This window comes from Halanaerobium sp. MA284_MarDTE_T2 (assembly GCF_003337245.1).
In the GTDB taxonomy this organism is placed as follows: domain Bacteria; phylum Bacillota; class Halanaerobiia; order Halanaerobiales; family Halanaerobiaceae; genus QPJE01.
The window spans coordinates 122470-144309 of sequence record NZ_QPJE01000001.1 but is presented as its reverse complement, the minus strand read 5'-3'; the positions used below and the strand labels follow the sequence as shown (position 1 = coordinate 144309).

Annotated in this window: 16 protein-coding genes, 3 tRNA genes and 1 riboswitch; of the genes, 2 read left to right on the top strand and 17 right to left on the bottom strand. The window is 31.5% G+C overall.

Annotated elements, in window-relative coordinates:
• Positions 1-199: 199 nt before the first annotated feature.
• Positions 200-2800, bottom strand: a complete 2601-nt coding sequence (gene clpB / locus DFR78_RS00665; protein ID WP_114456917.1) for an ATP-dependent chaperone ClpB — start codon at positions 2798-2800, stop codon at positions 200-202.
• Positions 2801-3112: 312 nt separating this feature from the next.
• Here clpB and xerA point away from each other — a divergent pair, with 312 nt between their 5' ends.
• Positions 3113-4051: a site-specific tyrosine recombinase/integron integrase gene (gene xerA / locus DFR78_RS00660; protein WP_114456916.1), complete on the top strand. Its 939-nt coding sequence runs from the start codon at positions 3113-3115 to the stop codon at positions 4049-4051.
• A 76-nt stretch (positions 4052-4127) separates the two neighbouring features.
• Here xerA and DFR78_RS00655 read toward each other — a convergent pair.
• The 11 genes from DFR78_RS00655 to nth form a co-directional block, all read right to left on the bottom strand.
• Positions 4128-4203: transfer RNA gene (locus DFR78_RS00655), tRNA-Phe, on the bottom strand.
• Positions 4204-4273: 70 nt separating this feature from the next.
• A tRNA-Met gene (locus tag DFR78_RS00650) sits at positions 4274-4350 on the bottom strand.
• A gap of 6 nt (positions 4351-4356) precedes the next feature.
• Positions 4357-4432: transfer RNA gene (locus DFR78_RS00645), tRNA-Lys, on the bottom strand.
• A 226-nt stretch (positions 4433-4658) separates the two neighbouring features.
• Positions 4659-6029 (bottom strand): LysM peptidoglycan-binding domain-containing protein, encoded by a 1371-nt coding sequence (locus DFR78_RS00640; protein ID WP_114456915.1) that lies wholly within the window; start codon positions 6027-6029, stop codon positions 4659-4661.
• Positions 6030-6138: 109 nt separating this feature from the next.
• The gene (trmL, locus tag DFR78_RS00635; RefSeq protein ID WP_114457025.1) at positions 6139-6630 is read right to left on the bottom strand and encodes a tRNA (uridine(34)/cytosine(34)/5-carboxymethylaminomethyluridine(34)-2'-O)-methyltransferase TrmL; all 492 of its coding nucleotides are present in this window, start codon (positions 6628-6630) and stop codon (positions 6139-6141) included.
• A 282-nt stretch (positions 6631-6912) separates the two neighbouring features.
• Positions 6913-7500 (bottom strand): MBL fold metallo-hydrolase, encoded by a 588-nt coding sequence (locus tag DFR78_RS00630; protein WP_233486924.1) that lies wholly within the window; start codon positions 7498-7500, stop codon positions 6913-6915.
• Positions 7501-7580: 80 nt separating this feature from the next.
• Positions 7581-8132: an ECF transporter S component gene (locus DFR78_RS00625; RefSeq protein ID WP_114456914.1), complete on the bottom strand. Its 552-nt coding sequence runs from the start codon at positions 8130-8132 to the stop codon at positions 7581-7583.
• Between the two features lie 77 nt (positions 8133-8209).
• Positions 8210-8332, bottom strand: a riboswitch (FMN riboswitch).
• 53 nt (positions 8333-8385) lie between these two features.
• Positions 8386-10488: a SpoIID/LytB domain-containing protein gene (locus DFR78_RS00620; RefSeq protein ID WP_114456913.1), complete on the bottom strand. Its 2103-nt coding sequence runs from the start codon at positions 10486-10488 to the stop codon at positions 8386-8388.
• 15 nt (positions 10489-10503) lie between these two features.
• The gene (locus tag DFR78_RS00615) at positions 10504-11820 is read right to left on the bottom strand and encodes a PhoH family protein (protein ID WP_114456912.1); all 1317 of its coding nucleotides are present in this window, start codon (positions 11818-11820) and stop codon (positions 10504-10506) included.
• 24 nt (positions 11821-11844) lie between these two features.
• Positions 11845-12261 (bottom strand): PPC domain-containing DNA-binding protein, encoded by a 417-nt coding sequence (locus DFR78_RS00610; protein ID WP_114456911.1) that lies wholly within the window; start codon positions 12259-12261, stop codon positions 11845-11847.
• Positions 12262-12263: 2 nt separating this feature from the next.
• A complete protein-coding gene (gene nth, locus DFR78_RS00605; RefSeq protein ID WP_114456910.1) occupies positions 12264-12899 on the bottom strand; it encodes an endonuclease III in 636 nt (211 codons plus the stop codon).
• Positions 12900-13000: 101 nt separating this feature from the next.
• On the opposite strand from nth, the gene DFR78_RS00600 reads away from it, so the two are divergent.
• Positions 13001-13600, top strand: coding sequence for a hypothetical protein (locus tag DFR78_RS00600; protein WP_114456909.1), 600 nt, complete (start codon positions 13001-13003; stop codon positions 13598-13600).
• Here the strand turns inward: DFR78_RS00600 and DFR78_RS00595 are convergent.
• The 5 genes from DFR78_RS00595 to DFR78_RS00575 all read right to left on the bottom strand — a co-directional run bounded on the left by DFR78_RS00595 (position 13565) and on the right by DFR78_RS00575 (position 21829).
• Positions 13565-15208, bottom strand: coding sequence for a nucleoside kinase (locus DFR78_RS00595; RefSeq protein ID WP_114456908.1), 1644 nt, complete (start codon positions 15206-15208; stop codon positions 13565-13567). The two genes, DFR78_RS00600 and DFR78_RS00595, sit on opposite strands and share 36 nt — an antisense overlap.
• Before the next feature lie 119 nt (positions 15209-15327).
• Entirely contained in the window at positions 15328-16416 is a 1089-nt protein-coding gene (gene queG / locus DFR78_RS00590) for a tRNA epoxyqueuosine(34) reductase QueG (RefSeq protein WP_114456907.1), read from the bottom strand.
• Between the two features lie 77 nt (positions 16417-16493).
• The gene (gene yfmH / locus DFR78_RS00585) at positions 16494-17780 is read right to left on the bottom strand and encodes an EF-P 5-aminopentanol modification-associated protein YfmH (protein ID WP_114457024.1); all 1287 of its coding nucleotides are present in this window, start codon (positions 17778-17780) and stop codon (positions 16494-16496) included.
• Between the two features lie 5 nt (positions 17781-17785).
• Positions 17786-19057 (bottom strand): EF-P 5-aminopentanol modification-associated protein YfmF, encoded by a 1272-nt coding sequence (gene yfmF / locus DFR78_RS00580; RefSeq protein ID WP_114456906.1) that lies wholly within the window; start codon positions 19055-19057, stop codon positions 17786-17788.
• Between the two features lie 9 nt (positions 19058-19066).
• Positions 19067-21829, bottom strand: a complete 2763-nt coding sequence (locus DFR78_RS00575) for a UPF0182 family protein (RefSeq protein ID WP_114456905.1) — start codon at positions 21827-21829, stop codon at positions 19067-19069.
• Positions 21830-21840 lie beyond the last annotated feature (11 nt).

Sequence of the window (21840 nt, the reverse complement as noted above, 5' to 3'; positions counted from 1 at the left end):
GTAATTTTTTTACACATCTTTTTCTAAACAGCAAATAGTACGTATATTTTTAATAGCAATTTGATAAAATTAAATCTAAGTGAAAATATATATGAGCAGGAATACTGGTAATTTCTATTATAAATTACTTAAGAGCAGGTCTTAAGACCTGCTCTTCTTTTGATCTGCCAAATTTATTAACTGTAGATAATTTTATTGTTTAAATAACTTTTTCTTGTATTAAATTGAACTTAAATTTACCATTTTCAAAATCTACTTCTACCATATCTCCTTCTTTAATTTTTTCTTCCAATAAGAGCATAGCCAATTCATCTTTAATCTGATTTTGAATAACTCTCCTTAAAGGACGAGCACCATAAGCAGGGTCAAAACCAAGTTCTAAAAGTTCTTCTTTTGCTGTTCTTGTTAGTTCAATTTCTATATTCTGTTCAGATAAATTTTCCTGCAGATAAGATATTTGAATATCAATAATATTAAATATATCCTCTCTGCTCAAAGAATGGAAAATTATCTTTTCATCAATTCTATTTAAAAATTCGGGCCTAAACTGAACTTTAAGTGCTTCATCAATTTTTTCTTTAATTTTAGCTTCATCATCTAAATCCTGAATATACTGTGAACCAACATTAGAAGTCATTATAATTACTGTGTTTCTAAAATCAACTTCCTTACCCTGACTGTCAGTTAAAACACCATCATCAAGTATCTGCAGCAGAATATTAAAAACATCCGGATGAGCTTTTTCTATTTCATCAAATAAAATTACAGAATAAGGGTTGCGTCTTACTTTTTCTGTCAGCTGTCCACCCTCTTCAAAACCAACATAGCCTGGAGGTGAACCAATTAGCTTAGAAACTGCATGTCTTTCCATATACTCAGACATATCAATTCTAATCAGAGCCCGTTCATCATCAAAAAGATATTCAGCCAGTGTTTTGGCAAGTTCAGTTTTACCAACTCCGGTTGGTCCCATAAACATAAAGGAAGCAAGTGGTCGATTTGAATCCTGAAGACCTGTGCGTGAACGGCGAATTGCATTGCTGACTGCTTTAACAGCATCATGCTGCCCGACAACACGTTTTTCCAAATGATCTTCTAAATGAATCAACTTTTCTTTTTCTTCTTCCATCAGTTTCTGCAAAGGAATATCAGTCCAGAGTGAAACGATTTCTGCAATATCTTCTTCTGTTACTTCTTCCTTAACCAAATGGCCGGCTTCATTTTGCGATTCTTCTACTTTCTGGCTGACCTCTGTTAATTTTTTGCGAAGCTCATTAAGCTCACCATAGCGCAGGCGTGCTGCTTCTTCATAATTAGCATCTCTTTCTGCAGCTTCAGCCTGATATTCAACCTGATCAATTTTTTCTTTAAGTTCCTGTATTTTTGCCAGTTGATCTTTTTCGTTTTTCCATTTTAAACGAAGTGGGTCACGCTGATCTTTTAATTCCTGGAGTTTTTCTTCAATTTCAGTTAGTCTTTCCTGAGCTTCATCTGTATTTTCATTTTTAAGAGCTTCTTTTTCTGTTTCCAGCCTGCGTACTTTGCGGTCCAGTTCATCTATTTCCATTGGCATAGAATCAATTTCAATTCTAATTTTAGAGGCAGCTTCATCAATTAAATCAATAGCCTTATCAGGCAGAAACCTTTCGGTTAAATATCTATCAGAAAGCTTAGCAGCTGCAACAATTGCATTATCTGTTATTTTAATTCCATGGTGAATTTCATATTTTTCTTTTAATCCTCTTAAAATTGAAATAGTATCTTCAATATTAGGTTCAGAAACCTGTACCGGCTGAAATCTTCTTTCTAATGCTGCATCTTTTTCGATGTGTTTTTTATATTCTGCTAAAGTAGTTGCTCCAACACAGTGCAGTTCTCCACGTGCTAAAGCAGGCTTTAAAAGATTGGCAGCATCCATTGATCCTTCTGTAGCACCTGCCCCAACCAGTGTATGCATTTCATCAATAAAAAGAATTATTTGTCCTTCAGCTTTTTTAATCTCTTTTAAAACTGATTTTAACCTCTCTTCAAATTCCCCTCTAAACTTTGTTCCAGCAACTAATGACCCCATGTCAAGAGAAATCACTTTTTTGTTTTTTAAGTTTTCTGGGACATCACCGTTTACTATTCTCTGTGCCAGCCCTTCTACAATTGCAGTCTTACCAACACCCGGTTCCCCTATTAAAACAGGATTATTTTTGCGCCTTCTTGAGAGAACCTGCATTACTCTTCTAATTAGATTATCTCGTCCAATAACTGGATCTAAATTACCTTCTCTAGCCTGGTCAGTAATATCAATTGTATATTTTTCTAAAACATTGAAATTATCTTCGCCCTGCTGTGAATCTATTTTATCTCCTCCACGGAATTCTTTAATGATCTGCTTCATTTCATTGTAATATATATTTTGCTCATAAAGTAATTTACCTAAATTAGTTTTTCTATCCTTTAACATTGCCAGCAAAAAGTGTTCAGTAGATATATATTGGTCTCCAATACCTTCTGCCTCTTTTTTTGCCTCACGCATAATATCATTTAACTGTGATGACATATATACCTGCCCACCCTGTTCAGAATAGACCTGAGGTAATCTTTTTAACAGCTTTTCATTTTCTGCTTTAAGTTTCGTCAGGTTAGCTTCCGACTTCTGTAGAAGTGGAATAACAATACCATCATCCTGATTTAATAATGCCTGAAATAAATGGGCAGGGAATATCTCCTGATGCTGATAGTCTTTGGCAATATTTTGTGCCTCAACCAAACTCTGCTGTGCTTTTCGAGTAAAGTTTTCCATATCCATTTTTATTCCCCCTTAATAATTTATATACAATTTTTTAATTTCTATAAATATTATAATATAAAGGTCAGAGAAGGTCAAGAGTTAATATAAAAAGGATTTACGGATCTTTAATTGAATAATTGATATATAGGTTAAATATATTATCCCAATCAATATAAAATTATAATTATAATTATAATTTATAATAAGATATAATAAGATATAATAAGATATAATAAGATATAATAAAAATAAAATGTATAATTTTATGTGCTTTTTGGCAAGCATAAAATTAAATTACTAAATAAACAAATATAAACTTAAACAAAGGAAGTGATTAATATTTCTCAGCTCAATTTTTTACAGGCAGTAAATAAATTTAAAAAATATCTTGAGATAGAGAAAGGTTATTCCAGACTTACAATTAAGGAATATGACAGTGATCTGCATCAATTATATGATTATTTGCGAGAAGAATTAGACTTTAAAGAAAATTTTAGTGCAGGTGAAGTTGATAGGCTGGATATATCAGAATTTTTGGCAGATGCTGTAATAGTAAATGATAATAAAGCAGTAACCAGAAACAGAAAATTATTTGCTATTCGCTCTTTTTATAAATACCTCTTACATTATGGTATAGTAAATAAAAATCCTGCAGAAGCAATAGAAAGCAGTAAAACTGATACTCGTCTTGAACCAATTTATTTAAAACTAAAAGAAGCACAGCAGTTTATAAAAGCTATCGATGAATATGGGGGTATCAACCGCCTACGAGATCTTGCAATAGTAAAATTATTTCTATATGCAGGTCTCAGAATTTCGGAACTTGTAAATTTAGATTTCGATAACATTGATTTTGATGACGGTTCAATAAAATTTTATGGAAAAGGCAAAAAAGAACGTTATGTACCACTGCATAATGATGTAATTTTAGCTATCAGACGCTATATGAGGGAAAGAAATTCAATTAAAATTACGGAAAGTGATGCCAGACAGGCAGTCTTTATATCACGGCATGGCAGACGAATTAATCCAAGAACTATTCAGCTTTTTGTAAAAAAATATGCAAAAAAAGCAGGATTAAGCAGAGCGGAAAAAATAACTCCACACAAACTTCGCCATACCTTTGCTTCTACACTATATCGTCAGACTAAAGATATTAAGGTGCTTCAGGATCTTCTGGGCCACTCAAACATTTCAACCACACAGATTTATACACATGTAGATAATGAAGAAAAGAAAAGCGCCATTGATGAAATGCCGGATCTATAATTTTAAAAAAATAACTTATAAAAAATATAATCAAAAAAAAGGCAGGCAAAAACCTGTCCTTTCATAATTCATAAAATGGTGGTGAGAGACAGAATCGAACTGTCGACACGTGGATTTTCAATCCACTGCTCTACCGACTGAGCTATCTCACCATAAAAATATTAGTGCCTTATAGGACACTAATTAATGGACCCTAATTAATTTAAATCAAAAAAATAAAAATGGTTGCGGGGGCCGGATTCGAACCGACGACCTCCAGGTTATGAGCCTGACGAGCTACCAGACTGCTCTACCCCGCGGCAATGTGGTGAGCCATGGAGGAATCGAACCTCCGACGCCCTGATTAAAAGTCAGGTGCTCTACCGACTGAGCTAATGGCCCTTTTATCTTGCGACGTTATATATAATAACACTATTTATTTTACTTGTCAATAGTAAAATTATAAAAAAGCAGATAAATTTTATCTGCTTTTTTAATATCGAGGTAATTATACTAAATGGTTTATTGTGGATATAATTTATAGATCCATAATTTACGATATCAACAAAATTTAACTTACTGTAATAAAAAGTTCGAAAGATTTTTTCTAAAGAAAATTTTTTCAAATTTAAGGAAGATAATTAACAGGGTTAATAGGTTTCCCATTTAATAAAACTCCAAAATGAAGATGAGATCCTGTACTTAATCCGCTGCTTCCAGCCAGTGCTATTTTTTGTCCTGCTTTAACTTCTGTACCAACAGATACAAGCAGTCTGGAATTATGAGCATACAGAGTTTCTACGTTATTGCCATGATCAATAATTATAGTTCTGCCAAATCCAGTCATCCAGCTGCTTTGCGTAACTGTTCCAGAAGCAGCCGCTTTAACAGCAGTTCCATTCGGTACAGCAATATCAAGCCCATTATGAAATTCTCGACTTCTTTTAACAGGGTGGTTTCTCCAGCCAAAATTAGAAGAAATCCTGCCCATTACAGGCCATATAAAAACTCCTTTTTTTAACTGTATTGGTCCAGATGAAGTGAAATTTCTAATAACCAATTCCTGTCCAGCATAAATTTTATCTCCATGCAGATTATTAGCCTGTTTAATTGTATCTACATCAGTTCCATACTTTTTCGCAATTATGGTAAGAGCTTCTCCTTTTTTTACCTTATGTACAATGCTTTCAATATTATTTACTTCTAGTTTTGAACTTCCAATTCCATTATTATTAATCAAAAGTTTTTGTCCAACTTTTATAAAATTAGATTTAATACTATTTTCTCTTTTAAGTTCAGAAACAGTAATATTAAATCTATCAGCTATTTCAGATAGTGTATCACCTTTTCTAACTTCATAAAGAATACTATCTTCTGAGGATTGATCTTCACTGCTGGCATCAGCATCAATCTTACTGTTCCTAATAATAATTTTTTTGCCAATGCTTAAAAAATCACCATTTAAATTGTTTTTTTCACGAAGTGCCTTTATAGAAGTGTTATATCTATGTGCTATTTCTGAAAGTGTATCACCAGATTTTACTTCATGAACAATAAGAATATTATTTTCTTCATCATTTTTATTTTCTGATTTATTATCCGTTATATAATTATTTTTTATGTTCAGTTCCTGTCCTATTTTAATTATATTGGAATTTAAGCCATTTATTCTTTTAAGTTCAGAAATAGTAATATTAAACTTATCTGCAATATCAGATAGGGTATCCCCTTTTTTAACAGTATAAATTTCGCTTTGAGTTCTAGCTTTTAAAAGCTGATATGTTTTATTCCCAACAACACCATCAACTTTCAAACCTTCTTTTTGCTGAAATTCCTCAACAATTTCTTTGGTTCTTTGACCAAATATACCATCAGGACTTACATCATAATCCATCTGCTGCAGCATCCTTTGAACTTCTTTTACATCTTTACCTCTACTTCTGATATCTACTTTAAAGGCAGATACTGAAACAGAAAAAACAAATAAAAATATTAACAAAATTAGAAAAGCACTATTAAATTTTTTTTCGCCATCTCTTCCCTCCTTTCACAACTATCATATTTTATTCTATTTATTCTACACTATTTAATATAATTCAATATATATTTTAAAATTCCTTTTTTAAAAGACCACTTTTTTCTAATCCAGAAAAATTATTCTGTCTTAAAGCCTCATATATAATTATAGATACTGAATTAGCCAAATTTAATGACCGCAGATTCTGCTTCATCGGTATTCTAATACATTTATTTAAGTTGTTTTTAAGAAGTTTGTTATCAAGACCGGCAGTTTCTTTACCAAAAAGAAAAAAATCATCTTTTTTATATTTAAACTCATGATATGATTTTGGAGCTTTCGTCGTAACAAAGAAAAAACGGCCTCCCTGATTTTTTTCAAAAAAATCATCCAGATTATCATAATATGTTATATCCAGCTTATCCCAGTAATCCAATCCAGCTCTTTTTAAATATTTATCAGAAGTTGAAAATCCAAGCGGACGAATCAAATGCAGAGATGCACCGGTCACAGCACATGTGCGGGCAATATTTCCAGTATTTTGTGGTATCTCAGGCTCTACTAATACAACATTCACTATTATCAACCTCTCTTAATATTATAAGCTAAATTTTAAAATTTAAAAATTTTGTTAATGATAAAAATCCCCCCTCTGGCAGCATTAAAGCTAATTTTAGGGGAACTATTTATATTCCTAAACTTCTATAACCATTCCATCATAAGCTGGTTCTATATAATCAGGTAGATAATCATTTAATTTTTCATGATCTAACTGATGAGAAATATGAGTTAAATATCCTTTTTTTATATTTAGCTCATTTATTAAATCAACGGCTTCATCAACTGAAAAATGAGTGGGATGTTTTTAATACCGCAGTGAGTCAACTGCTATATAATCTACTCCAGTCAACAGTTTTTTTGTCTGATCAGGAATGCTACTGCAGTCAGTAATATATGCAAATTTCTTAATTCTGTAACCTAAAATCAAATTTTTACCGTGATAAATAGGAAGCGGAATAATATTTTCTCCATAAATTTTTAACTCTTTTTTTATCTCAATTAATTCTACCTGTGGTATTCCACCACCATGATTTTCTTTAGAAAATATATATGGAAAAATTCTTTTCAAACTTTCTAATGTTTTTTTATCAGAATAAACCGGCATTTCATGGCCTAACTGCCAGTTTAAAGCTCTTATATCATCAAACCCCATAATATGATCTGCATGTGCATGTGTAATCAGTACTGCATCTACATGCTGAATATTGTTCATTATTAACTCCAACCGCATTTCCGGTGGTGTATCAATCAGCAGATTAGTATTTTTAGTTTTTATATGAATTGATGTTCTATTTCTTTTGTTTTTGGGATTTTTTGATTTACATACCTTACAGCTGCATCCAATAACAGGTACTCCATGTGAAGTACCTGTACCTAAAAATGAAATACGCAAATGAACCTCTCCCTTCAATAGAATTTTATCTCAGGAAAGGTTTATTGTCAAACACCTAAAATATGAATTTGTAAAAGATATTAATTGCTTTCCGCCGCTGAAATTAGGCCTTTTTCTCTTAAAAAATTTGCCAGCCTCTTATAGACAAAGATAGTTATACCTGAATTAAGAAAAGCTTTTGTTAAATTAAAAGGAAGAATTCCAGGCAGCATCATATTTATTACCTGTTCTCTGGGAATACCATAAAAAATAGGATTTAATAATATATTAGCTCCTGCCATAACAGCAGTCATACTTATAGAGCCCATAATAAGTCCAATAACAGCACCTTTTTTGGTGTGATTAATATGGTATATATAGCCAGCTACACCCACAAAAACACCTGTAGCTAGGAAATGCATAAATGCTCCAAATGGACCTCCCAGACCTGTAAATACAGCCATTAAAACTGAAAGCAAGAAAGTTGCTCCAAGTGCATGTAGTGGACCATATAAAAAAGCAATAATCAATATTGGAATATCACCTGGTTCATAAATAAGAAATGGCAGAAAAAGTGGAAACCTTACTGTCAGCATCATCACTAATGAAAATGCTGATAATACAGCGATATTTGTTATTTTTTTTGTAGCCATGTTTAATACTCCTTTTTATTATTTTTATCTTCCGGGAAAAAAATAATCCCTGGTTTAACTCCAGGGAAATTTTTTTAAATTATCTTCTCTCATCCGGACTTTACCGTCGGTACTGGAATTTCACCAGTTCAGCATATGCTCGTGGACTATCACCACCGGTCTGGAATTGGTTTTCACCTCACCAAACCCTGAAGATATTATTTTCTTTTAAATAATTATACATTATCTTAAAATAAATTTCAAGTGTTTTCATTTAATCACTTTTCGAAAATTTTCTTATTTCAGTTTCTGGATAAAAGTGATTTATTATTTCCCGATAACTCCATCCCTCTGCTGCCATACCAGCTGCTGCAGACTGGTCAAAGCCTAAATTATGTCCCCATCCAGCTCCATATATATTAACACTTAAAAATTCTCCCGAATTGGAGTATATGGGCTCCAAAATAATCCTGCTGTTTCTAATACCAGCAAATACTCTTCTTATCTGATAACCTGAATATATTTTCTCTTCAGAATCTCCAATTATCTTCAATTTAGTAACAGTTCCACCAGAAGCTCTGTCTGTTATAGATATTTTATTAATATTTTGTAATTTACTACTGTATTCAAGTACCTCTTTACTAATATTCAGCTGCCATCTGTATCTATTGCCGCCGTATTTTTTAGAATATGATTCAGGCTCAGTAACTATCCACTTCTTCAACTCGTATGGAGAAAGAGGAAAACTGTAACTTTCATCTATCATCTGATTTGCCCCTCTAAGATAAGGTAAATCACTCTGCCAGATTTCATCACTTCTCTCCGTAAAACCACCGCTATTGCTGCTGAAAACAGCTTCTATTATATTATCTTTATAATAAGCAGTTTCCCCTTGTGTAAATAGTACAGCCTCTGTTGTATTGGGGTGTTCGCTTTTTACACCATTATATGTCGCGCAGTGAACTGTTGAACACAAATCATAACCATCATCCTTATGTCTTCCTAAATTAGAAAGAGTATAGCTTCTGGCTGCAATTGCCTGTGCTTTCAAGGCCTCATCAGGCCAGGAAGCATAAATTTCAGAAGGTACTACAGATATTAAATATGATGTTAAATCTATATTGTTTATGATAGTAAATTGAGAACCATCTCCTTTTATAAGGAGATCACCTCTATACTGACGACTTTCTCTTCCCTGCCAGAAATATCCCTCTCCATAATTTAAGTTAAATATATAAAAAGAAGAATATTCTTCATTTGAAATTTCGTAATTACCTTCTACCTCACCTAGTTTTGTCCTTCCAGTTTTATACTCTATATAAAGATTTCCTGTGTCAATATTTAATATATAGTTTTCCATTTTTTCTCCATTAAAAAGGACTGTACTGTTTTTTATTATTTTAAAATCAGATTTAGATTGAAAAACTAAATTTTTATTATTTTCCTGCAGACCTACTTTTATTTTTTTTGATTTTTCTTCAAAAGAAATTTTACTGAGTTCAGTCCAATCTGCCTTTAAGTTGAAGGGATTTATTTTTTCTGGTGTTTCTTTTTCCCTTTCTATTCTTAAAGAAGGATATTTATCCTTATAATAATTTATTTTTTCCAGGGCCAGCCCCTTAAACCAACCATAAGCAAAGGCTTTCTGCCAATGATTATAAGCTTTAATTTCTTCATCAGCTTTTTCCAATAATAATGCCATATCTTTAAAGAGAAATGTTTTGCTTTTATCATTTTCATATGCTTGATACAAATTTTGATAAGCAGCATAATAATTATTTTTTAGTTCATCTAAAGCAGATTTAAGGATAAAAACTCTGCTGTCACTGAATGAATATTCTTCGGCTTTAATAAGATAATTTTCGGCTTTATCTATATTTTCTTTTTCTATATTTAAAGCAGTCAGCAGAAAATATTTTTTAAACAAAAATTCTTCTAAGCCTAGTTTTTTATCGGCCACCTTGTTTTCAAGCAGAAAAATGGCTGTATCAAGTTTTCCTATCTGATAATAATTTACTGCTAAATCAAGAAAATCACGGCTTTCTCCACTCAAAATTGCAGTTTTTAGAAGAGACATATTTTCTTTTTTTACCTCACCTAAATCTGCATAAACAGCAGATAAATCTCTGCGATATTTTACTTCATATGGTTTTTTAGTAATAAGATCTATATATATATCTTCAGCTGCAGAGTATTCGCCATTATAAAATTTTCTTTTTGCACTGGAAAGAGCAATTTTAGATAAATTGTCATTTGCAATTATAATACCAGCATCCAAATCTGTACCCGGATAATTATAAACACAAAAATCTCCCAGTACGAAAAACAAACCAAAAAGCAGTGCCGATATAATAATCACTCCAAATATTTTATTCATAACCTTTCTCCCACATTAAAGCAATTCACTGGCAATTCTGGCAAGTTCAGATCTTTCACCCTGTTTTAACATAACATGTCCGGCAATTTTTTCTTTATGAAATTTATGTGCAAGATAATTTAAACCATTTTTATGAAGATTCAAATATGGATTATCGATTTGAAATGGATCACCAGTAAACACTATTTTTGTATTTACTCCGGCTCTTGTCACTATTGTCTTAACCTCATGTAGAGATAAATTTTGTGCCTCATCAACAATTAAAAACTGATCAGGAACAGATCTTCCTCGAATATAGGTTAAAGCTTCTATCTGAATCAAACCGGAGTTTAAAAGCTTTTGATATATATATTTATCACTTTTATTTCTGTGAACTATAAAATCTAAATTGTCAAATATAGGCTGCATCCATGGTGAAAGTTTTTCTTCTTTTTCTCCAGGAAGATATCCCAGATCTTTTCCCATGGGCATAATAGGCCGGGCCACAAGTAGTTTGCTGTATTTGTTTTCATCAACTACCTTACTTAAACCAGCTGCAACTGCAAGCAGAGTTTTACCTGTTCCTGCTTTTCCTGATAAAGTAACCAGTTTTATATCATCATTTAACAAAAGCTCAACAGCCAGCTGCTGTTCTCTGTTTCGGGGACTAATTTTAGCAGGAGTACTTCTATTATATTTTAGCTTTTTTAATTTAGTTCCATTATAACAGGCCAGAGCAGTTTTTTTGTTCTGATCTGAAGCTGTAAGCTGTAGAAATTCATTTGGAAACATATCCAGCTTTTCATCCAAATTTAAGTCTTCCAGACTAATTTCTTCTTCAGAATAAAACTTATCAATTACTGAAGAAAGAACCTGAATTTCTTTAAAACCAGTATAAATTTGTTCATCTGATAGCTTTGTTGAGCTGTGCTCTTCAGCTTTTAGACCAAACGCATCAGCAATTAATCTTAAGTTTATATCATCTGAAATTAATACCACCTTCAGATCAGGATTATCTTCCTGTATATGCAGTGCTGTGGAAATAATTCTATTATCCATTTTGCTGGCACTTAACCCTTTAGGGATGCGCAGATCTTTTCCATTTATAACTATACGTAAAATCCCACCTTCTTTTAATTTAACACCTTTATCAAGTCTTCCCTCTGTTCTAATCTCTTCTAGCAGTCGGGAAGTTTCTCTGGCATTATAGCCGAGAACTGAATTATTGCTTTTTAAATTATCTATTTCTTCCACAACAGCCAGTGGTATAATTATATCATTATCTTCAAAAGAAAATAATGCTCGCGGATTATTTAATAGTACATTTGTATCTAACACAAATATTTTTTTCATATTATCCCCTTCTCTGATTCATATTTACCAAAGCGTAAGTCCTGTCTCCTTATCAAATTCTCTCACAAGAGCTTCACCCTCAAGTTCCTGAATATATAATTCAGCGGCAAAAATTTTAGTTCCTTCTGCAAGATGACCTCCAAAAGTGTTTCCCTTATCATCAGCAAATAAAATATGAGCATGTACCATTGGTTCGCCATCTTTTATTGACACATTACCACTAACATTAAGTATCTCAAATTCTCCCTTTCTGGTAATGAACTCATATTCTTCTTTCTGCATATCATAATAGCCAAAAACGGCTTTAGTGGCGGCTCCTATCACATTAATAAAACCTGTTTCAATATTTTTTTCCTTAACAAATGCAGTTATTTCTTTGAGAAGATCATCACCTTTTTGAAGTCTCCCTAAAAAAACCTTTTTTACACTGTATTGTTTCATAATTATTCTCCTTTTTTATTTTTATAGTATTTACATAAATGACTTAAAAAACAGTTTTCACAGTCTGGATTTTGAGCTTTACACACAGCACGTCCATGATTAATAAGCCAGTGGTGGAGATCAATCCAGTATTTTTTGTCTACTTTTTTAGTCAGCTTTTCTTCAGTTTTTTGCACATTTTTCCCATCAGCAAGTCCCAGCCTGGCTGAAACTCTAAAAACATGTGTATCCACAGGAAAGGCAGGTTTATTAAAAGCATTGGCCAGCACAACATTGGCAGTTTTTCTGCCGACTCCGGAAAGTTTTACCAGTTCTTTTCTTTCTTCTGGTACCTTTCCATCATAATTTTTTAAAATCATTTCACTGGTTTTGACAATAAATTTCGCTTTATTTCGGAACAATCCTATACTCTTTATTTTCTCTTCCAGCTCTTTAGGGTCCATTTCTGCAAAATCTTCTGGTCGGGAGTGAGTTTTAAAAAGTTCTTTTGTAACCTTATTTACTTGAACATCTGTTGTCTGAGCTGACAATATAGTAGCAATAAGAAGTTCAAAGGGTGTGGAAAAATTTAATGCTGTAGTTGGATTTGGATAATTTAGTGAAAGAAGATTAACAATTTCTTTTGTTTTTTTCTCCAATTATGTGTTTCCCCCTTTTATTGTTGGACTTATCGTTAAAAAAATGATAACATATTATCTAAAATAAAAGCAAGTAGATAATAGCACACGGGAGGTAAAAAATGCACAATAAACTTGGTATAGATATAGACGGTGTACTGACTGAAGAAGGTCCGAAAAACAACAGTATCTGGCAGCAGAAAATGACTGAATTTTTTGGTCGAAATATAAACTTGCGCAAAAATACTTATAATCTTGCTGAGGCTTTTGGTTTAAATACTGAAGAATTAAATCTTTTTTTAAAAAAAGAGCTGGAAAATATTTATAGACAAGCAACCCCAGCAGAAGGTGCTAAAGAAACTTTAGAAGAATTAAAAGAAAGAGATTTTACACTTATATTGATTACTGCTAGACACAGTAAATACAATACTTTAACCAAAAATTGGCTTAAAAAATATGATATACCCTATGACAAACTTTACCATGAAGACAACAAAGCCCCTCTGGCTGAAAAACTAAAATTAAAGCTATTTATTGAAGATAATAAATTTAATGCTCTAGCAATTTCTAAAAAAAATATCCCTGTTATTCTGGTCAGCAAATATCACAATAAAGATATTGAAAAAAATAATCTCATATACAGAGCTGACAGCTGGCAGGATATAAAAAGGCAGCTGTATACAATTTTATCTGAACACACTGCCACCAATAAATTCTCTTAAAATAGATGTCAGCGGTATTTCATTATCCGGAATTGCTTTAAAACTGCCCAATATTTTCAGGAGCCGCTGTGCCTGAAAGTAATTTTTATCTGTTCTATCAATCTGTTTCAGCAGTGGCTCTACATAATTTTTTAATACTGACAGCTCATATATTAAAGCAGAGTTAAACATTACATCAGCATTTTCCTGAAAAGGAAAGATATTTTTTTCTTCACCCTTTCTTACAGATGTCCATAATTCTAAAGTGCCGGAAGCAGTTTGGCCTCTGTACTGATTATCTCTGACAATTCTTCTTATTAAACGCGTATCTGTAGTAGGTATTCTATTATGACAGTCTATATTTATCTGTGTTAAAGCACTTACATAAATCTTAAATTTTAGATCCTGGGGAATAGTTTCAGTCATCCTGTCATTAAGACCGTGTATCCCTTCTATTAAAATCGGCTGGTCTTCTTTTAAAAACAAAAACTTCCCACTTTTTTCTCTAATACCTTTCTCAAAATTAAACACAGGAAGTTCTATCTTTTTGCCTTGGATAAGCTGTAGAAGATGATTATTAAATAATTCAAGATCAATAGCATTTATAGATTCAAAATTATAACTTCCATCTTTATGACGAGGAGTTTCATCTCTATTGACAAAATAATCATCAACAGATATTTGTACAGGCCTTAATCCATTTATTCTAAGCTGTGTTGAAAGTCTGTGTGTAAAAGTTGTTTTTCCAGAAGCTGAAGGACCTGCAATTAAAATAATTTTATTCCTCGGCATACCCCCTTTAATCTGATCAGCAATTTTTGCTATATTCTTTTCATGCAGTCCTTCTGCTATCCTTATTAGCTCACCATATTCTTTATCTGCTACAACCTGATTTAAATCAACAACATTATTAACATCTAAAATTTCTCCAAGTTTCTCGTACTCCAAATAAACTTTTGCCAGTTTTGGCTGTTCTTTAAAAGGTGGTACAATCTTTTCTTCAAAAAATTTAGGAAATAAAAGGATAAACCCAGGTATACGCAGGTGCAGATCAAATTCATTTAAATATCCTGTTGAAGGCACCATATTATAATAAAAATAATCATAATATCCATCTAATTCATAAACTTTATACAGGTCTTTATCTCTCTCTTTTATAAGTTTTTTTCGAAAATCGCAGTTCTGATTTTCATATATTTTCAAAAGTTCTGCCTGAGAAAATTCTTTTTTAATAATTTTTAAATCTGCTTCAATAATTTCTTTCATCTTACTTTTAATATCATATATATCTTTTTTGCTTATATTTTTTTCTTTTTTTAGTTCACAGTATATACCATTGCTCAGAGAAATTTCAATGTTTAAAATAGCTTCTGGAAACAGCTCATATACTGCTTTTGCCAGAACTAAAAAAAGACTTCTCCTGTAAATTCGATTTCCAAGCTCAGAATTTATAAAAATAGGAGTTATCTCTGTATCATCAGTTATTATTTCATTTAAATCATAAACCTGATTAGCTATAACTGCCGCCATAACATTTTTCTTTTTTTTAACTGAGCTATTTTCTATAATATTTTCTACTGTAACCGGTGAATAAAACTCCAAAGTTTCATCACACATTTTTATTTCCATCAAAAATATTCCTCCCTGTATTTCATATACTGCTGAATTTATTACTACTCAATTTTTAAAGCAGATATAATATAAACAAATTCCCTTTAAAAATGTCTAAAGTTTGATCTGCTGAAAATCTAATAATTATCATTTAACAGCCGTTTTATTTCGGCTTTTACCACTTTGCTGTCTTCTATATACAGAAGTTCTTCTAAAATTTTATATGCCTTGCTTTCATTAATTTCCATTAGTGCCCAGACTGCATAAAATCTAATTATCGGTGATCTGTCTTCCAATTTATTTTTTATTATAGTAAAATATTTTTCAGCTCTTGAATTAGCAGCGGCTATAATTGCATTACGCTGTAAAATACGGAAACCCCGCCAGGATAAAGCCATTTCCTTTAATTCTAAAGGAGGATGTTTCCTATCAATATTTATAAAATATTCAATAACAAATAATTTATCCAGTTTTAATTCTGGATGTCTACTATGTTTAACATTTTTATTATAAGGACATACTTCCTGACATACATCACATCCCCATATATTTTTGCCAATTATTTTTCTTTCTTTTAAAGTTAAAATACCTCTCTTTTGAGTCAGATAGCTTATACATCTACTGAAATCAGTCAGATAAGGTTTTATTATAGCTTCTGCTGGACAGCTGTCTATACACTTTCTGCAGCTTCCACAGTCTATATTTAATTTTTTGTCCGGTTCTATTTTTAAATTTAGCATTATTTCAGCCAAAAATATAAATGAACCATATTCTGGATTAATGATAAAAGAATTTTTTCCGGTAAAACCGACTCCTGCATTTCTGGCAAGAGCTCTTTCCATAAAAGGAGCTGTATCAACAAATTTTTGAAATTTAAATGGTTTTTCAGCTTCTTTCTGCAGCATTTTAATTAAATTTTCCAACATATTGTAAATATATATGTGATAGTCATTTTTCCCAATATATTTTGATAAATAGGGATTATTGTCTGCTTTTTGCTGATAGGATACTGCAAGTACAACGGCAGTTTCTGCATCGGAAAATATTTGTTTAATATCACAAACTTTGTTAATATCTTTATTAAAAAAAGGAGAAGGCCAATATCCACGTTTTTCCCTTTTCTTTAGTATATTTTTTTCGACAGCAAATTCAATTTTATCTGTAATTCTGCATATATCAAAACCTGCTTTTTTGGCAAGTTCCTTAATTTTAGATTTTTTGAGCATAAAAATACTTCCCTTAATTTAAACTGCCTTTTATTTATAGCCATAATATAAAATTATAAAATTTAAAGTGCATAAGATCAATCCTGTTTATTTTTTACAATTGATTCCACCATAAGATCTTCGTTAAACAATATATCCGCATATCCATATAATTCTTCTATTTTTATTTCATCAATAATTTTCATAAGAGAGAATATGTCAATACCAAGCCTTCTATAATTTATAAATTCCGCCGCAAGGCTGCTGAAATTATTAAACATTTTTATATAATTTCCCAGATATTTTTTCTTTATTCTCATAAAGCCTTCATGTATTTCTGACTTTTCTATCTCCTTTAAAGATTCAAGAATAGCTGAAATCATTCTGCCCGTTTCTCTGCTCTCACCATATAAGTGTATATATCCATAATCTTCTTTGCGAATATATGTACTAGAAAAACTGCTGTCTATTATTCCTTTTTCATAAAATTTATTATATCTCACACTGCTTCGAGAAAATAAAATGTCCAGCAGTATATTAACAGCATATTCTTTTTTAATAATTTCTTTTGGAGTAGAAGGAGTTTCTATGTCTTTAAAAGCAATTTGTACAAGGGGACGAGAAATATTCATTTCTTCTTCTACATGTTTTTTATTTACAGTTTTGCTTTCTTCTGGAATAACTTTTACTGGGGTTTTAATATCTGAAAATGATTTCTGCAGTTGATTTTCTTTAACAAGATTTATTATTTTTTCTTCATTAAGATCACCAATTAAAATAAGATCCATATTTGCCGGCTGATAAAAGTTCTTATGACATAAATAAAGATCTTCTGGAGATATACTGCTGACACTTTCAACAGTTCCAGCAATATCATTTTTAACCGGGTGAGTGCTGTAAAGTCCGGAAAGCAAATTAAATAATGAACGCCAGTAGGGGTCATCCTGATACATCTTTATTTCCTGAATAATTATACCTTTTTCTTTATTTACACTTTTATCTGTAAAATAAGGTGTCTGTACAAAATTTAGTAAATTGATTAAAGCTTTATTGAAGTTCTCTGTGCTGGAAAAAAGATAATTTGTACTGTTAAAACTGGTATATGCATTGGCAGAAGCTCCTAAGTCAGCAAATTTATCAAAAATGCTGGCTTCCTTATCTTCAAAAAGTTGATGCTCCAAAAAATGTGCAATCCCTTCCGGAGTGCGAACTTTTTCACCTGTTTCTACATCTATAAATTCAATATCATTGGAACCATAATCTACTGAAACCATTGCATACTGTTTTGTAAATCCTTTTTTATTGAATATATATATATGAAGTCCATTATCTAATTTTTCCTTTATTAAAATTTCTTTCATCTTTTTATCATATACTTTTTCCAAACTGATCATTCCTCACTTCTTAAAAAATATACTGTATCTAATTTAATTTTTTCTGCTGTACTCATTATATCATTTCTACCAACTTTTTTAATATTATTTATTTCAGATATTATTGATTCTGGTTTATCATTAATTACACTCAGCAAATAGTGTGCTGCTAATGATTTGCTGCTGTCAAGATCCTGTTTTAATCGATTAATAATACTTTTTTTAGCCCATTGAAATTCTCTATCAGTAAAATCACCTGCTACAACTGCAGCAATCTGTTCTTTAATTAATTTTAAGACCTCCACATAGTTGTCAGGGTTTATTCCACTGCTTACCATCATAAGACCTTTGGTTGATTCAATAAAGGAATTAATATAATATGCCAGAGAACGTTTTTCCCTTACTTCCTGAAACAATTTGGACTGAGAAAAACCTCCCAGCAGGCTGTTGACAACTAAGAGAGCATAATATTCTTCCATATCCCTTGTAATTCCGGTTCTGAATCCGGCTGTTAGTTTAGCCTGATTTACTGACATTTCTTCAGTAATATACTGTACTTCTCTTTCCGGTACAGTCTTATCAGTAAAATTATCTATAATATCATCTGTAGAAGGCAGTTTTATTTCATCAAAAACATTACTAATAAAAGATTTTTTAAAGTCTCCTACCATAAAAACACTGCTTCTGGCACTGCTTTTTATTTTTTTATATTGATTGTAAAGTTCTTCACAGCTGTTTTCTTTAAGAGATTTAACATCTCCAAGCTTATATATTCCATATTTTTCATCTTTACACATGTTTTGAAAACATTTTTCTACAGCATAATTGTATTTATCATTGATCAAACTATTAATATTTTCTATTTGATTTTTCTTTTCCTGCAGGTAATATTTTTCAACAAATTTTTTTTCTTCAAGAAGAGGATTAAAAATCAAGTCACTCAAAAGCTCAAAACTTTTTCGGCTTAAATTAATATTTTCATCCAGATAGTTTTCATTAACATATTCCAGTGAAAATCTCAGCAGCTGATTTTCTCCCCGTTTTAATACAGAAAAAGAAATACCAGCTCCATAAAGTTTTTTCAGCTCAGTTTTTATTATTCGACTTTCTGGAAATCTATTTGAGCCTCTTATTAATACTGCCGGTATTAATGCATTCATGGCTGCCTCTGACCATGATGTCAGAGGCAGCATAAAATATATTTGAATTAGATTAGTTTTAAATTTATCAGTTGCAAGATAGTGAATACTGTATTTGCTTTTTATTTTTTCGAATTTAAAATTATCCATAATGTATTATTACTCTCCTGTCTCAATCAATTGATTTAATATCTGTCCTAATTGATCTATCAGTTTACCATATTCGGAAAAATTTCCTTCTCTAAGTGCATTTTGAGCCTCATTAAATAATCTGTTTGCTTCAGCAGCAAGTGATTCTACACTGTTTATTACAGCAGATTCATCTTCCTGTAGTTTATCTTCTGCTGCAGGTTCTTCTCCTGGCCCAACTATTTTTGGCTCATCTTCATCAAATAGAGCTCTAAATGCAGCTCCTAGAGACTCCCGCATAACAATATCATTTTTATATGCAGCTACAATTCTCTTTAACTCCGGCAGCCGGCTCGTTTCAGCCTGCAGGTATATTGGTTCTACATACAATATATTATGATCTATTGGAATAACTAAAAGGTTTCCTCTAATCACCTGAGACCCTCTTTGACTCCACAGAGTAAGCAGCTGTGAAATTCCTGATTCCTGATCTATTCTGGACTCTATCTGAGTGGGTCCATATATTAGATTATCTTTAGGAAATTTATATACTAGAATATCCCCATATCTATCACCATCAGATCGAGCTGCCATCCAGGACACCATATTATTTTTATTGGCAGGTGTAAATGGTGACATTAATATAAATTCGGAATCTTCTTCTCCAGGCAGGTTATTTATAATATAATATGGATCAACTTTTACTGCTGTATTGGAATATGTTTCCTTTGGTATGTTCCATACATCCTCTTTATTATAAAACACAACCGGATCCTTCATATGATAGGTTCCATATAATTCTGTTTGTATTTTAAAAAGATCCTTGGGATAGCGAAGATGTTTTCTTAATGAATCTGACATTTCTTCTCCAGGAGTAAAAAGATCATCAAATATCTTCATATAAGTCCTGGCTATCGGATCTTTTTCATCAATAACATAAAAATCCATGTCCCCATTATATGCATCTATAACAACTTTAACAGAATTTCTGATATAATTATCTCCCTTATTATAAGGTTGTGAATAAGGATAAGAATTAGTTGTTGTATAGGCATCATAAATCCAGAACAGACGCCCTTTATCTATGACCAGATATGGGTCACTATCATATTTTAAAAATGGGGCAGCTTTCTGAACTCTTTCTTTAATATTTCTGTAGTACATAATACGGCTGTCATTATTAATATCAGTCGAAAGAATTAGCTTCATATTTCTCAAACGCATTGCATAAATTGCTTTGCGGAGGAAGTTATTAATTTTGACACCACCACTGCCATCATAATTAATATATACGTTTTCTGAACCCATTGGATAATGAAATTCTGTTGATTCAGTATTGACAATTACATAATTATCTGTTTTTTCTCCATAATAAACTGCACTGTTATTCAGTTCAATATCTGCATCAATTTTGGGTGGAATATCTTTAATATAAAATTCTGGCAGCCCTTCAGGAGTTATTTTATTTACAGGACTCATAACAACTCCAAAGCCATGTGTATATTTTAGAGTTTTATTTACCCATGTTTGTGCCTCTGGAGATAATAAACTCTGATCCAGTTCTCTAGCTGCAAGCATTACCTGTCTGTATTCACTATTTATCTCATATCTATCTATATCTACATTAATAAATTTATAATACTGCCTCAACTCCTGTATCTGACTGTAGGTATCAAGCAGTGGCCTGTCGTCCCAAAGGCGTATATTGTTGATTGTTTCTGGATTCTCCATTAATTTGTCATAAGTTAGATCATTTTTAATTTCATAATCTTTTTCTTCTACATCATCAAGTCCATAAGCAGAAAGTGTCATATCAATATTATTTTTGATATATTTACTCTCCAAAGTAATTTCATTTGGTTCAACTCTAAACTGCTGCATAAAAGCAGGATAAAGGGAAGAAAAAATAATAGACACTGCAATCCAGGCGCCAATTCCCCAGATAACAAATTTATAATTATTTTTTATAAAACTAAAAACTACTGCTGCTGCAACAAAAAGTACTGTAAAAAAAAGTATTCTGTATGCCAAAAGATTTGCATTTACATCTGTATACCCGGCTCCAAAAACAACACCGCGAGGAGAAAATAATATATCATACATTTTAATTCTATAATCCCAGGCTTTAAAAAGCAGAAATACAAAAACCAGTATCGAAAGGTGCTTTTTCCCTCGACTACTCAGTTTGATTGATAAATCATTAAACGAATGAACTCCGGTAAAAATAAGGTATATAAACCCGGTAAAAATAAGGGATATAATTACCAACACCATTCCCATTTCTCTCACAAAACGTAAAAATGGAAGTGTGAACACATAAAAACCTATATCTTTAGAGAAAATTGGGTCTACTGTCTGAAATGAAGTTCTGTTTAAAAATTTCAGCACCATCTTCCAGCTTTCACTGCTTATAGAACTAAATAAAAATCCGAAAACAATACTGATCGTAAGATAAATAATATTTATTCTTTTTTTATTTAACCAGTTAAAAATATTACTTCTTTCTTCACCAAATAAAGTTTCCACCCGATTATCAGTTTTAATATTAATAAAATTAACAATTGGTTTTTTGGTAAAATGTAAATTTAAATAAATTACTGAGGCAAATATTACTCCAATAATTATACGCAAAATAAAGTTAGACATAAACATTATCATAAAAGTCTTTTCAAAATTAAGCTCTTTAAACCACAGCCAATCAGTAAAAATACTGGATCCTGCTGAAAGAACTATAAAAATTAAAATAAAAATCAAAATGGCTGCAAAAATAAAAAAACGAATAGATTTAGCCATATTTTTCCCCT

Coding starts and splice junctions, on each gene's coding strand:
- clpB (WP_114456917.1), bottom strand. CDS start 2,800: ATGGATATGGAAAACTTTACTCGAAAAGCACAGCAGAGTTTGGTTGAG.
- DFR78_RS00625 (WP_114456914.1), bottom strand. CDS start 8,132: ATGGCTACAAAAAAAATAACAAATATCGCTGTATTATCAGCATTTTCA.
- DFR78_RS00620 (WP_114456913.1), bottom strand. CDS start 10,488: ATGAATAAAATATTTGGAGTGATTATTATATCGGCACTGCTTTTTGGT.
- DFR78_RS00615 (WP_114456912.1), bottom strand. CDS start 11,820: ATGAAAAAAATATTTGTGTTAGATACAAATGTACTATTAAATAATCCG.
- DFR78_RS00610 (WP_114456911.1), bottom strand. CDS start 12,261: ATGAAACAATACAGTGTAAAAAAGGTTTTTTTAGGGAGACTTCAAAAA.
- DFR78_RS00600 (WP_114456909.1), top strand. CDS start 13,001: ATGCACAATAAACTTGGTATAGATATAGACGGTGTACTGACTGAAGAA.
- DFR78_RS00595 (WP_114456908.1), bottom strand. CDS start 15,208: ATGGAAATAAAAATGTGTGATGAAACTTTGGAGTTTTATTCACCGGTT.
- queG (WP_114456907.1), bottom strand. CDS start 16,416: ATGCTCAAAAAATCTAAAATTAAGGAACTTGCCAAAAAAGCAGGTTTT.
- yfmF (WP_114456906.1), bottom strand. CDS start 19,057: ATGGATAATTTTAAATTCGAAAAAATAAAAAGCAAATACAGTATTCAC.
- DFR78_RS00575 (WP_114456905.1), bottom strand. CDS start 21,829: ATGGCTAAATCTATTCGTTTTTTTATTTTTGCAGCCATTTTGATTTTT.